This window comes from Halomonas caseinilytica (genome assembly GCF_001662285.1).
GTDB classification, from domain to species: Bacteria; Pseudomonadota; Gammaproteobacteria; order Pseudomonadales; family Halomonadaceae; genus Halomonas; species Halomonas caseinilytica.
On record NZ_BDEO01000001.1, the window covers coordinates 342,613 to 356,508 of the forward strand.

Sequence of the window (13,896 nt, forward strand, 5' to 3'; positions counted from 1 at the left end):
GTGGCAGAGTTGATGACTGCCAAGCTCTCACTGATGCCCGCCGCGGATAAGATACACTCACGGACGATTTTGTGGGAACTGTTCGGGATTTTGCCGGAACGGTGGACGGAGGAAAGGCTATGCGGTTGGAGATCGACCCGGACGCGGACAAGCCGCTGGTTCAGCAGGTGACCGAGGGCGTTCGGGACTGGGTCGAGCGGCACGGCGCCGGGGGAGTGCGCTTGCCTTCGATCCGGCGTCTTGCCGGTGAATTGGGCGTCAGTCGCAACATCGTCATCGAGGCCTACGAACGGCTGGTTGCCTTGGGGTGGATTCGTTCCCGGCCGGGCTCGGGCTTCTATGTGGCCGAGCGTGTCGTCGCCGACGAGCAGGGCGCTCGCAGTGGCATGGCGGATGTGTCGGGCGAGATGTGGAACCAGTTCCAGGAAGAGGGCGATTCCCTGAGGCTGGGGTGCGGCTGGCTGCCCAGCGACTGGCGGGAGGAGGACGTGTTCGCCCATGCCGTGCGGCAGGTGACGCGGCACTCGTCGAAAGGGCTCTTCGACTACAGTACGCCGCTGGGCTCGCCGGAACTGCGCATTCTGCTGCAGGAGCGCTTGAGGCGGCTGGCCATCGAGGCCGACACCAACCAGTTGCTCATGACCGGCGGCGCTAGCCAGGCACTCGACATCATCGTGCGCTGGCTGCTGCGGCCCGGCGATACCGTCCTGGTCGAGTCTCCGGGGTATTACAATCTGTTCGGCTTGCTGCATTTGCACCGCGTCAGGGTCGTCGGGGTGCGACGCACCGCGGAAGGGCCGGACCCCGAGCATCTCGAGGCCTTGCTCAAGCAATATTCGCCGAAGCTGTTCTTCTGCAACAGTGTCTTCCACAACCCGACCGGCACCACGCTGAGTCCGACCGTGGCCCATCGCGTCCTGCAACTGGCCGAGTGGTACGACATGCGAATCGTCGAGGACGACATCTACGCCGATTTTCAGTCATCGCCCTCGCCTCGGCTGGCCTCGCTGGATGGCATGCGTCGGGTGATCTATGTGGGCAGTTTTTCCAAGAGCCTTTCCTGTTCGCTGCGCGTCGGTTTCATCGCCGCCCCACCGGCGTTGATCAAGCCCCTGGTCGACGTGAAGATGCTGAGCAACATCGCGACCTCGCCGTTCGCCGAGCAGGTCGTGGCGGCCTTGTTGCGCAATGGTGCCTATCGCAAGCTGATGGAGCGGTTGAGGATCAGGCTTTCAGGGCAGATGGCCACCGCCATGGCGCTGGTGAAGGAGGGCGGCTGGGACATGTATGCCATGCCCCAGGGTGGCATGTTCCTGTGGTTGCGGCACCCGATGGTCGAGTCGTCCGGCGAACTGGTGGCACGGGCGCACGGGAAAGACATACGCCTGTCGCCGGGCCAGGTCTTCTTGCCCGATGCCGCCGATTCGCCCTGGCTGCGGATCAATGTGGCCTATACCAATGATCCCCGTGCAGTGGAATTCTTGACCGAGCCGGTTTGACTCAGCCGTCTCCTCGATCGGCCGCGTCGTCGAGGCTGGCCCGCCAGGCCTGCATCTGCTGGAAGCGTTTTTCCTGGCCGTATTCGCTTGGCGCGAAGAAGCGCTCGTAGGGCACGTCCTCCGGCCAGCAATCATGTTGACGGCCCGCAGGGTAGCCGTTGGGTTCGTTGTGAGCGTAACGATATCCCTCGCCATGGCCGAGGGACTCCATCAATTGGGTCGGCGCATTGCGCAGATAGGTGGGCACTTCCAGGCGTGGCTGGGCGGCAACGAACTGCTTGGCACGCTTCCATGCCTGGTCGATGGCATTGCTCTTGGGTGCCACTGCCAGATGAATGGCGGCATGGGCGATGGCGCGTTGGCCTTCATAGTCGCCCAGGCGCAGATAGGCATCCCAGGCGGCCATGGCCAGCGGCAGGGCTCGGGGGTCGGCATTGCCGACGTCTTCCGAGGCGATGGCGGCAAGGCGGCGAATCACGTCCAGGGGGTCGCCGCCTCCCTGCATGAAACGTGCGATATAGAGCAGGGCCGCATCCGGTCGCGAGGAGCGTACCGACTTGTGGATCGCCGAGAGCAGGTCGTAGTAGTGATCGCCTTGTTTGTCGAAGGCGCTGGCCTGGTGGCCGATGACATCCTCCAGGGCGGCACGGGGTAGCCGCTCGCCATCGCCTTCCGGCTCGGTGAAGTCGCAGGCGGTTTCCAGCAGCCCCAGGGCGCGACGGGCATCGCCGGCCGCGGCACGGGCCAGCACGTGCAGGACCTCGTCATCTACGGCGATGCGTCGGGCGCCCAGGCCTCGTGTCTCGTCGGCGAGGGCGCGCTGCAGTACCTCGACCACGTCGTCATCGGTGAGCGCCTTCAGGACATGCACCCGAGCCCGGGACAGCAAGGCCGAATTGACCTCGAAGGAGGGGTTCTCGGTGGTGGCGCCGATCAGCGTCAGCAGGCCGGATTCCACGTGGGGCAGCAGGGCATCCTGCTGGCTCTTGTTGAGCCGGTGGATCTCGTCGAGAAACAGCAGGGTGCTGCGATCCTGACCCTGGGCCACCCTGGCGCGATCCACGGCTTCCCGAATGTCCTTGACGCCAGCCATCACCGCCGAGAGTCGCTCGAGATGGGCGCCGGACTCCTCGGCCAGGATCTCCGCTAGGGTGGTCTTGCCGGTGCCGGGCGGTCCCCACAGGATCATCGAGCGTACCGTGCCGGTCTCGACCATGCGCCGCACTGGCTTGTCCGGACCGACCAGTGCCTGCTGGCCCACATAGTCGGCGAGACGGCGAGGCCTCATGCGCCAGGCCAGGGGCGCGTTCTGGTCGGAGGTGGCTTGCTGGAACAAGTCCATGTCGAGCTCCTTGGGGGTGCCGAATGAAAGACATGATGAACGGGATAGGCAAAGATGGCATCCAGGGTCTAGCTTGATAACTCCGTCGTCCCGACTTGGGGAACCCTTGCCGAGAAGGCGCGTCCAATTCTAGGTGCCTTCCATCCATGCCCGATACAGAGGAGGCCTTCGCCATGCCCATGCTGAACCAACTGCGCCAGGATCATGCCAACATGGCGCGCATGTTGCACGTTCTGCAGCTCAAGCAGAAGACCCTGGCCGACGGCGAACGTCCGAACTTCCAGCTGGTGCGCGAAGTCGTGGATTACATTCTCGATTACATGGATGGTTTCACCTCGCCGCTGGAGGAAATCTGCTCGGAACGCCTGCGTGAGCGCGACCCGCAATGTGGTGAGGTCACCGAGCGCCTGTCCAGGGATTATCGCGCGCTCAGGGCGCGTCTCAAGCGCTTGTCCAATGATCTCGACATGATCCTGATGGATGCGGTGGTGCCCATGGATTGCTTTGCCGACGACCTCAAGGAATATCTCGAAGCCCATCGCAACTATCTGCGAGAGGAGCGCGAACAGCTCTTTCCGCTGATCCGCGAACATTTCAATGATACCGACCTCGATAACCTCGCCAAGGCCCTGCCGGATGGCGCAGCCGCCGAGCTGGAGCGTCTCCAGGCGGCCTATCCGGAACTCTACGCCGAGCTGCGCGATGCGCCGGAGCCGGTGACCTGAGTACCTTCAGCGTCCGCCTCGCCTTGAGGTAGAATGCGTCGCACTTCATGACAAGGTGCGACGCCAATGCATCATCACCTGCGACCCACAGGCCCAGCCTCCCTTTCGTTCCCCGGTCCGGCAAGGACCGGGGGCAACAGAGGCGTGCGCTGATGGCAGGGCCGATTCTGGTGTTCGACTCCGGGGTAGGTGGCTTGTCGGTGGTGGCCTCGCTGCGGCGGCAATTGCCCGATGCGGCGCTGGCCTATGCCTGCGACAACGCCATGCTGCCCTATGGCGTGCGCGACGATGACTGGCTGGTGGAGCGTATCCTCGCGGTCTGTGAAGCGGCGGTGGTGGCGAGTGGTTGCATCGGCCTGGTGGTGGCCTGCAACACGGCCAGTACCCTGGCCCTCGAGGCGTTGCGCGAGCACCTGGCGGTGCCGGTGGTCGGCACCGTGCCGGCGATCAAGCCGGCGGCCGGAATGAGCGAGACCCGCCACATTGGCCTGTTGGCAACCAGCGCCACCGTGGCGCGCCCCTATACCCTGCGCCTGATCCGGGAGTTCGCCGGCGATTGCCAGGTGACGCGTATTGCCGCCGACCCCCTGGTGGTCGAGGCCGAGCGCTGGGTGGCGGGCGAGCGCCCCGACCCTGACGTGCTGCGCCGCACGCTGTCCCCGATGGCGGAGATGGTGAACCTGGATACCATGGTGCTGGGTTGTACCCATTTTCCGCTGTTGCGCGACTGGCTCGTCGCGGCCGCCCCCCGACGCGTGCGGTGGGTCGATTCGGGGGACGCCATTGCCCGTCGCGCCGGTCAGGTGATGACCGATCGTGATTGTCGACAAGGGCGCGAGACAGGCTGGGTCACCGCGCCTTCCGAGGCCCTGTCCCGAGGGCTTTCCGGCTTCGGTTTCACCGAGACCCGCTTGCTGTCACTGGGCTGACGGGTCCGTCCCCGAGCGTGTCGCCCTTTTATTGTTGCGTCTTACCATTCACGCTGTCCCTTCCCGATCATCAGGAGCCGCCGTGGCCATTCCCGTAGTCGATCCTTCCCGCTATGACGAACAGCTCGAAGCCAAGCGCAAGCGTCTCGTCGAGACCTTCGCGCCATTCGCCCCCCCGGCGCTCGACGTCTATCCCTCGCCGCCCAGCCACTATCGCCAGCGTTGCGAATTCCGCCTCTGGCACGAGGGCGATGACCTCTATTACGCCATGTTCGAGATCGACCCCGACGAGCCCGGCAAGAAGCGAGTGGTGCGTCTGGACGACTATCCGGTCGCGAGCCGACGCATCAACGACCTGATGCCGAAGTTGCTCGATGAGATACGAGACCGCCCGGTGTTGCGGCACAAACTGTTTCAGGTGGAGTTTCTCACCACCTTGACCGGCGAGGCGCTGGTGACCCTGATCTATCATCGCCAGCTCGACGAGGACTGGGACGCGGCCGCGCGTGAGCTCGAGCGGACGCTCGACATCATGATCATCGGGCGTGCCCGCAAGCAGCGGCGAGTTCTGACCCGGGATCATGTCTGGGAATGTCTGGAGGTCGATGGCCGTCGCCTGCATTACCAGCAGGTCGAGAACAGCTTCACCCAACCCAACGCCGAGATATGTCGCGCCATGCTGGCCTGGGCGCGGGACGTCACTGCCGGCAGCCAGCAGCGCGATCTGGTCGAGCTGTATTGCGGTAATGCCAATTTCACGGTAGCGCTGGCCGACAATTTTCGCCGTGTCCTGGCCACTGAGATCTCGCGGACCTCGGTGGCCAGTGCCAGGGAGAATCTCGAGGCCAATGCCATCGACAACGTGACAGTGGGGCGCATGTCCGCCGAGGAATTCACCGAAGCGCTCAAGGGAGAAAAGGGTGGTCGACGCGTGGAGGCCTGGGCGCTCGGCGAGTACGATTTCTCCACGGTACTGGTGGACCCCCCTCGTGCGGGGCTCGATGAGGCGAGCTGTCGTCAACTGAGCGAGTACGAGCGTATCGTCTATATTTCATGCAATCCGGATACGCTGGCACAGAACCTGGAGACATTGACGCAGACACACGATGTCACCCGCTTCGCGCTCTTCGATCAGTTTCCCTGGACCCATCATTGCGAGTGCGGGGTGCTGCTGGAGCGACGAGCCTGAATGCGACCTTGGTAGGAAATGTCGTGACGTTGTCAAGGCCGATGCGCAACCGACATGCACCATGAGCAAAGGGGCATGTTGCTGGGGATGAGGCGTCGATTGGCGTAACCTCCCGGTCCAAGGGAAGGCAACGCCCCGCAACTCACATTGTTTTTCGGCCGCCGCCGGCGGCCCCTGGCAGTCGAGGTGATTGATGCTACACGTCGCACAGGAGGAGACCCGCCTGGATCTTCTCAAGCAACTCAAGGAACGGTTGCAAAGCCGTCTGGACAAGGACAAGGCCGCTGCGGTCGACGCCTTCGCTCACCTCTTCTACGCTGCCGTGCCCCTGGAGGATCTGGCTGATCGGCGTCTGGACGACCTCTATGGCGCGACGCTTTCGGTGTGGCATTTCATCCAGCAGTTCGATCCCGACGCCCCCAAGGTTCGGGTGCTCAACCCGGACTTCGAGGAACACGGCTGGCAGTCCACCCATACCTTCATCGCCGTGCTGCACGAGGACATGCCGTTTCTCGTCGACTCGGTCCGCGTGGAATTGAATCGCCGGGGCATGACCGTTCATGCCATCCACAATGCTGTGCTGGCGGTGGCCCGTGACGACGAGCATCGCCTGCAGCGTGTTGCGTCACCGGAAGAGGCCGACGCGCCCGACGCTCGTGAATCGCTGATCGCCATCGAGGTGGATCGCCATTCCAATCTGACCGAGCTCGAGGAGATCGAATCCAGCCTGCAGGAGGTGCTGCGCGAGGTGCGGACTGCGGTGGGCGATTTCGATCCCATGCGCGAGCGTGCCCAGGCGGCCATCGAGGAGCTCGAGGCAAGGCGGCCGGAGCAGGTCGATGCGGCGGATCACCGAGAAGCCATCGAATTCCTGAAGTGGCTGCTCCAGGACAACTTCACGTTCCTGGGCTACGACGAGTACGAGGTACGTGAGGAGCAGGGCCGGCAGCGTCTCGACAAGGTCGAGGGCAGCGAACTCGGCGTCTTCCGGCTGGATCAGCCGCGCTATCGCGAACGCATTCGCACCGATCTCGGTGTCGAGGGCGACCATTACGTGCCGATGCCGCAGCTGATGTCGTTTGCCAAGAGCGCCCATCACGCCAGGATTCACCGGCCCACCTATCCCGACTATATCTCTATCGATCGTTATGATGACCAGGGACGCGTGATCGGCGAGCGGCGTTTTCTCGGCATGTTCACCGCCACGGTCTACAATGAGTCGCCGCGCAACGTGCCGATCCTGCGTCGCAAGCTCCAGGCGGTGATGGATATCGCCGGCTTCAGCCCCAAGGGACACAACGGCAAGCAATTGCTGCAGATCCTCGAGGTCTACCCGCGTGACGACCTCTTCCAGATCGATATCGACGAGCTGGCGCAGACGGCGCTGGGAATCCTCGATATCCGCGAACGTCGCCGCGTGCGGTTGTTCATCCGCGAGGATACCTTCGGCAAGTTCTACTCCTGCCTGGTGTTCGTGCCGCGCGACGTCTTTTCCACCGAGCTGCGGGTGCGGCTCCAGGAGCTGCTCTGCGAAGAACTCGATGCCACCTTCGGGGATTTCAATACCTATCTCTCCGAGTCGGTGCTGGCCCGCATCCAGTTCATCCTGCGCTTCAACGGCGACCAGCCGGTGGAATACGATATCAAGCGCCTCGAGGAGAAACTGGTCAAGCTGGCCCGCAACTGGCGCGACGACCTGCTCAACGCTTCCATCGAGGGCTTCGGGGAGGAGAATGCCAACCTGCTGATGAGCCGCTTTCGCGATGCCTTTCCGGCCAGCTATCGCGAGGATTTCAGCGCGCGTACCGCGGTCTATGACCTGCAGCATATCGGCGAGCTCGACGAGGGAGCGCCGCTGTCGCTGTCGCTGTATCGGCTGATCGAGGAAGAGGGCAGCGGTGTCAATCTCAAGCTGTTCCATCAGGACGCGCCGATCCCGCTCTCCGATGTGCTGCCGATGATGGAGAATCTGGGCCTGCGAGTGATCGGCGAGCGTCCCTACGAGGTACAGGCCAGCGATGCATCCTATTGGATTCATGACTTCACCCTGGAGCATCACACCAGCGTGGAGATGAATCTTCAGGAGATGCGTGGCCCCTTCATCGATGCCTTCCAGCGGATCTGGGCAGGAGAAGCCGACAACGACGCCTTCAATCGACTGATCATCGGTGCCAACCTGGATTGGCGCGAAGTGGCGATGCTGCGTGCCTACGCGCGCTACCTGAAGCAGATTCGCTTCGGCATGTCCCAGGACTACATTGCCACCACCCTGGGTAGCCATCCCGAGATCACCCGCGAGCTGGTGACGCTGTTCGAGCTGCGCTTCGACCCGGCCGAGCGGCCCGGCGAGGAAGAGATCGAGGAGTGCGAATCACGCATCCTGGCGCTGCTCGACGAAGTGCCGAGCCTCAACGACGATCAACTGCTGCGTCGTTACATGGAGTTGATCAAGGCGACCCTGCGAACCAATTATTACCAGCGCACCGAGGATGGCGGCTACAAGGATTACCTTTCCTTCAAGCTGGAACCCTCCCGGGTTTCCGGCATGCCCAAGCCGCGTCCGGCCTACGAGATCTTCGTCTGCTCGCCGCGCGTCGAAGGGGTACACCTGCGTGGCGGCAAGGTCGCCCGGGGCGGGCTGCGCTGGTCCGATCGCCACGAGGACTTCCGCACCGAGGTGCTCGGCCTGGTCAAGGCCCAGCAGGTCAAGAACGCGGTGATCGTGCCGATGGGCGCCAAGGGCGGTTTCGTCTGCAAGCGCATGCCGGAGGGCGCGGATCGCGAGACGGTCCAGAAGGAAGGTATCGCCTGTTACCAGATCTTCATCCGTGCGCTGCTGGATATCACTGACAACCTGGCCGGTGGCGAGGTCGTGCCACCGCGTGACGTGATACGCCACGACGACAACGATCCCTATCTGGTGGTGGCCGCCGACAAGGGCACGGCGACCTTCTCCGACATCGCCAACGAGATCTCCATCGAGTACGGCCACTGGCTGGGCGATGCCTTCGCCTCCGGGGGCGCCAACGGCTATGACCACAAGAAGATGGCGATCACCGCCAAGGGTGCCTGGGAGTCGGTCAAGCGTCATTTCCGCGGCCTGGGCATCAATACCCAGGAAGACGAGTTCAGCGTGGTCGGCATCGGCGACATGGCCGGCGACGTCTTCGGCAATGGCATGCTGCTCTCCGACAAGATTCGCCTGGTGGGGGCCTTCAACCACCTGCATATCTTCGTCGACCCGACGCCCGATGCAGCATCGAGCTTCGCTGAGCGTCAGCGCCTGTTCGACATGCCGCGTTCCAGCTGGGAGGACTACAATGCCGAGCTGATCTCCGAGGGTGGCGGCATCTTCCCCCGTAGCGCCAAGTCGATCACCATCACGCCGCAGATGAAGAAGGTCTTCGGCATTCGCGAGAACAAGCTGTCCCCCAACGAGCTGATCCGCGCCATGCTGGTGTCCAAGGTCGATCTGCTCTGGAATGGCGGTATCGGTACCTATGTCAAGGGCAGTGCAGAGACCGACGCCGAGGTGGGCGACAAGGCCAACGATGCCCTGCGCATCGATGGCCGGGAGCTCAACTGCCGCGTGGTCGGCGAGGGCGGCAACCTCGGCTTGACCCAGCGTGGACGCATGGAGGCCGCCGCCAAGGGCGTGCGCGTTTATACCGACTTCATCGACAACGCCGGTGGCGTGAACTGCTCCGACCATGAGGTCAACATCAAGATCCTCATCGACGAAGTGGTATCCCGGGGCGACATGACGGAGAAGCAGCGCAATCAGTTGCTTGCCGACATGACCGATGAAGTCAGCGAACTGGTGCTGCTGGACAACTATCGCCAGACCCAGGCGCTGGATCTCGCCGAGTTGCTGTCGCGCCAGGGTGTCGGCCCGTACCGGCGTTTCATCAGCGAGCTGGAAGCGGCCGGCCAGATCGACCGCGAGCTCGAGTTCTTGCCCTCCGACGAGGAGCTGCTCGAGCGTTCCCAGCACGAACAGGGCATGACCCTGCCGGAACTGTCGGTGCTGATCTCGTATGCCAAGAGCGTGCTCAAGGGCGACCTGATCGCCTCGGACGTGCCCGACGACCCGACCATCATGCGCTTCGTGGAACGTGTCTTCCCGTCGATGCTGGCCGAGCGGTATCGCGACGAGATGTACGAGCATCGCCTGAAGCGCGAGATCGTCGCCACCCAGGTGGCCAACGACCTGGTCGACCATATGGGCGTGGTCTTCGTACGGCGCCTGATGGATTCCACCGGTGCCGAGCGTGCCGACATCGCCCGTGCCTATGTCATTGCCCGCGACAGCTTCCAGTTGCCGCGCCTGTGGGAGCAGATCGAGGCGCTGGACAACAAGGTGCCGAGCCAGGTGCAGTATTCGATGATGCTCGACCTGATGCGCATGCTGCGCCGCTCCACGCGCTGGTTCCTGCGTCAGCGTACCGGCCTGAACACCCGGGATACCATCGACTACTTTGCGCCACGCCTGGCACAGCTGCAGGAGAACATCGGCAAGCGGCTGCGTGGCGAAGAGAAGGAGCAGTGGTCGGCTCGCCAGCAGGAACTGGTGAAGGCGGGGGTTCCCGAGGCCCTGGCGTCCACCGTGGCGGCGGCGGGCAGCCTCTATGCTGCCCTCGGCATCATTCAGACGGCACGCCAGACCGATGACAAGCCACAGAGGGTCGCCGAGGTCTTCTACGAGGTCGGGGCTCGCCTGGAGCTGCCCTGGCTCATCCAGCAGGTGACCCGGCTCGAGGTTCGCGATGGCTGGCAGGCCAAGGCGCGGGACACCTTCCGTGACGACATCGATCGTCAGCAACTGGCCTTGACCGCCAGTGTGCTGGGCATGGAAGGCGGTCCGCGCGACAGCACCGAGCGCGTCGAGCGCTGGCTGAGCCAGCATGAAGGCATGCACCAGCGCTGGCGTCATCTGCTCGAGGAAGTGGGGAGTGGCAGCCAGGGTGGCTTCCCGCTGTTCGCCGTGGCGGTGCGGGAACTGGTGGATCTTGCCGAAAGCAACAGCGAGGCCTGAGTTCCCCGTCGCGAGGTACGACGCAAGGAGGGCGCCATTCGGCGCCCTCCTTGCGTTACCGCCGGCAAGCTGGCGTGGGGTTCTACAGCAAGAAGATGGTGGCCAGGCCGAGAAAGGCCATGAAGCCGACCACATCGGTCACCGTGGTCAGTACCACCGAGCCGGACAGTGCCGGGTCGATGCCGAGCCGGCGGAGCAGTAATGGAATGGCGATGCCCGACACGCCGGCGGCCAGCATGTTGATGACCAGCGCCGCGGCGATGATGGCGCCGATGGCCAGGCTGTTGAACCACAGGACTGCGAGCGAGGCCACGACCAGCGCCCAGAGCAGGCCATTCAAGGCGGCGATGCCGACTTCCTTGCGCAAGAGCCAGTTGCTGTTGGTGCGGCTGATCTGGCCGAGTGCCAGCCCGCGGATGGCCAGGGTCAGCGTCTGACTGCCGGCGATACCGCCCATGCTGGCGACGATGGGCATCAGGACCGCCAGCGCCACGATCTCTTCCAGGGCATCCTCGAACAGGCCGATGACCCCGGCGGCCAGGAACGCCGTCAGCAGGTTGATGCCGAGCCATACGGCGCGACGCCGTGCGCTGGGCAGCACCGGTGCGAAGAGGTCCTCTTCCTCGTCGAGGCCGGCCATGTTCATCAGCGCCTGTTCGGAGTCTTCGCGGATGACGTCGACGATGTCGTCGATGACGACGCGGCCCAGAAGCATCCCGCGATTATCCACCACCGGCGCCGAGACCAGATCGTGGGTCTGGAAGAGGGTGGCGACGTCGCGGGACTTCATGGTCACCTGAATGCTGTCCACCTCGCTGTCCATCAGGTCGGCCACGGCCATGTCCGGATCATTGGCCACCAGCCGGGCCAGCGACAGAACGCCCGCGAAGCGGCCGTCACGGTCGACCACCATCAGGGCATCGGTGTTGTCGGGAACCATTTCCTTCCAGCGCAGAAAGCGTTGTACCGTCTCCAGGCTGACATCCGCGCGCACGGCGATGGTATCGGTACGCATCAAGCGGCCGATGCTGTCCTCCTCGAAGGCCAGCGTCTCCTGCAGGCGCGCCCGCTGCAGCTCGTCCATGGAGCGCAACATGTCTTCGGCAACCTGGCGGGGCAGGTCCTCGAACAGCTCGGCCAGGTCGGTGGTGTCCAGTCCTGCCGTGGCGGCGACGATTTCGGCGTGGTCCATGTCCTCGAGCAGGGTTGCACGGACCTCGTCGTGAACGTGCAGCAACACTTCCCCGTCGACTTCCTGAGGGACCCTTTCCCATAGCCGGAACCGCTCGTTGGGTGGAAGCGACTCCAGCAGCAGCGCAACCTCGGCGGGTTCGAGGTCGTCGATGACATCATCGACCCATTCCAGCCTTTCCTGCTCGAGTGCCAGATGAATGCGCGACAGGCGGTGTTCCAGTGTCTCGGTCGTATCGGTCATGTCCTTCTCCCTGGCGGCGCGTCATCACGGCGGGGGCGTGCTTGCCCACGCTTCAAGTAGACCATAAAAGGCGTATGGCATGGCAGACGATCTCGGGGCGAGTCGGCCGTGGGTTTCGTCGTTCCGGGTCGGCTGCGCTATACTCGCGCCCGCCTTGTCCGTCGCTTGCCTGGAGCCGCCATGTATTCCCTCGCCCGTTCGCTGTTGTTTCGTCTCGATGCCGAGAAAGCCCATGGCATGGCGCTTTCGGCGCTGGACCTGGCGCATCGTCTCGGCCTGGCGACGCATCTCGGCTCGGGCAGCGTGGACGACCCCGTGACGTTGATGGGCCTGCGCTTTCCCAATCGGATCGGTCTGGCAGCGGGACTCGACAAGAATGCCGACCACCTGGATGCCCTGGGGGCGCTGGGATTCGGCTTCGTCGAGGTGGGCACCGTGACTCCCAAGCCTCAGGATGGCAATCCCCGGCCTCGGCTGTTTCGTTTGCCGGAGGGGGAAGCGATCATCAATCGCATGGGGTTCAACAACGCCGGGGTGGACCACCTGGTCGAGCGGGTGCGCCGCACACGTTACGACGGAATCATCGGCATCAATATCGGCAAGAATCTGACGACGCCGGTCGAGCGGGCGGTAGACGATTACCTGCACTGCCTGCGCAAGGTACATGCGCATGCCCACTACGTGACGGTGAACATTTCTTCGCCCAATACTCCTGGCCTGCGCGACCTGCAGTTCGGCGAACATCTCGACCAGTTACTGGGCACTCTGCGCAAGGAGAGTCGCACGCTCGATCGCGATGCCGGACGGCGGGTTCCTCTGGCGGTGAAGATCGCCCCGGACATGAGCGACGAGGAGGTGGCCCTGGTGGCGCATAGCCTGGCGTCCAATGAGATCGATGCCGTGATCGCCACCAATACCACCGTGTTGCGGGAGGCGGTGGCAGGATTGCCGGGCGCCGAGGAGCAGGGCGGGCTTTCCGGTCGACCGGTGTTCGAGCCTTCCAACGTGGTGATCCGAGCGTTGCGACGCCGGCTGCCGGAGCTGCCGATCATTGGCGTGGGCGGCGTCGACAGCGCCGCAGCGGCCCGGGCCAAGCAGGAGGCGGGCGCCGATCTGGTGCAGCTCTATTCGGGGTTCGTCTATCGGGGGCCTGGCCTGGTCGGGGAATGCGCTCGGGCGCTGCAGGCTCGGCCCTCGGAGAAGGGTGGCGAGGCGTGAAAAAAGCCCATGGCCATGCCATGGGCTTGACGGGTCGTCATCGTGTCTGACGAAACGATGGTCGAAAGTCAGACCACCATGGGGTTCTTGTGGATACCGGAAACACCCGTCATGCCGGACCACTGATCCCCACGACCTTCACGCCAACCGCTCATCCAGTATTCGCGTAGATTGATGTCTTGACTGGGACAGTCGTCACGGGAACGACCTGAGAGACCTGCCTTGTACCCATGCACATAGGCGCGCTGGAAGCGATCACGTTTCTGTCGTTTCATTGGACTACCTCTTGGTGAAGGTGCCGATCGGGAGTCGGTGCGTACGTCACCGGTCCCTTGAAAAGGGGTCGAGGCACCCCTCGACCGGAGTCGAGAGGGTGCGGACCCCATAGACAGGAACGCATGCGTTTACAATCGAGTAGCTACTGAGTAATACATAGCCCAATTTGGTCGCCTCTGTCGACCGATGATTTGTAACAAGGCTCTCATACGCCTGACATGAACGCGCCGGAGTTCCGGCCACGTCGA

The 13,896-nt window shown here is 63.7% G+C and carries 9 protein-coding genes; 6 read left to right on the top strand and 3 right to left on the bottom strand.

Annotated features, from left to right (window positions below):
• The first annotated feature begins 119 nt into the window (after window positions 1-119).
• Window positions 120-1,499: an aminotransferase-like domain-containing protein gene (locus tag HSDC_RS01495; protein WP_064698151.1), complete on the top strand. Its 1,380-nt coding sequence runs from the start codon at window positions 120-122 to the stop codon at window positions 1,497-1,499.
• 1 nt (window position 1,500) lies between these two features.
• Here HSDC_RS01495 and HSDC_RS01500 read toward each other — a convergent pair whose 3' ends face one another.
• Entirely contained in the window at window positions 1,501-2,841 is a 1,341-nt protein-coding gene (locus tag HSDC_RS01500; protein ID WP_064698152.1) for a replication-associated recombination protein A, read from the bottom strand.
• A 179-nt stretch (window positions 2,842-3,020) separates the two neighbouring features.
• On the opposite strand from HSDC_RS01500, the gene HSDC_RS01505 reads away from it, so the two are divergent.
• The 4 genes from HSDC_RS01505 to HSDC_RS01520 all read left to right on the top strand — a co-directional run bounded on the left by HSDC_RS01505 (window position 3,021) and on the right by HSDC_RS01520 (window position 10,719).
• Window positions 3,021-3,566, top strand: coding sequence for a hemerythrin domain-containing protein (locus tag HSDC_RS01505; protein WP_064698620.1), 546 nt, complete (start codon window positions 3,021-3,023; stop codon window positions 3,564-3,566).
• Between the two features lie 152 nt (window positions 3,567-3,718).
• On the top strand, window positions 3,719-4,495 hold the full coding sequence (murI, locus tag HSDC_RS01510) for a glutamate racemase (protein ID WP_064698153.1): 777 nt from the start codon (window positions 3,719-3,721) through the stop codon (window positions 4,493-4,495).
• 82 nt (window positions 4,496-4,577) lie between these two features.
• Window positions 4,578-5,684: a tRNA (uridine(54)-C5)-methyltransferase TrmA gene (gene trmA, locus HSDC_RS01515; RefSeq protein WP_064698154.1), complete on the top strand. Its 1,107-nt coding sequence runs from the start codon at window positions 4,578-4,580 to the stop codon at window positions 5,682-5,684.
• Window positions 5,685-5,877: 193 nt separating this feature from the next.
• The gene (locus tag HSDC_RS01520; protein ID WP_064698155.1) at window positions 5,878-10,719 is read left to right on the top strand and encodes an NAD-glutamate dehydrogenase; all 4,842 of its coding nucleotides are present in this window, start codon (window positions 5,878-5,880) and stop codon (window positions 10,717-10,719) included.
• Between the two features lie 82 nt (window positions 10,720-10,801).
• Here HSDC_RS01520 and mgtE read toward each other — a convergent pair whose 3' ends face one another.
• Entirely contained in the window at window positions 10,802-12,154 is a 1,353-nt protein-coding gene (gene mgtE / locus HSDC_RS01525) for a magnesium transporter (RefSeq protein WP_064698156.1), read from the bottom strand.
• A gap of 180 nt (window positions 12,155-12,334) precedes the next feature.
• Here mgtE and HSDC_RS01530 point away from each other — a divergent pair, with 180 nt between their 5' ends.
• Complete coding sequence (locus HSDC_RS01530) at window positions 12,335-13,372, top strand: quinone-dependent dihydroorotate dehydrogenase (RefSeq protein WP_064698157.1); 1,038 nt, start codon at window positions 12,335-12,337, stop codon at window positions 13,370-13,372.
• Between the two features lie 68 nt (window positions 13,373-13,440).
• Here the strand turns inward: HSDC_RS01530 and rmf are convergent, their stop codons facing one another.
• Window positions 13,441-13,647 (bottom strand): ribosome modulation factor, encoded by a 207-nt coding sequence (gene rmf, locus HSDC_RS16315; protein ID WP_073292025.1) that lies wholly within the window; start codon window positions 13,645-13,647, stop codon window positions 13,441-13,443.
• Window positions 13,648-13,896 lie beyond the last annotated feature (249 nt).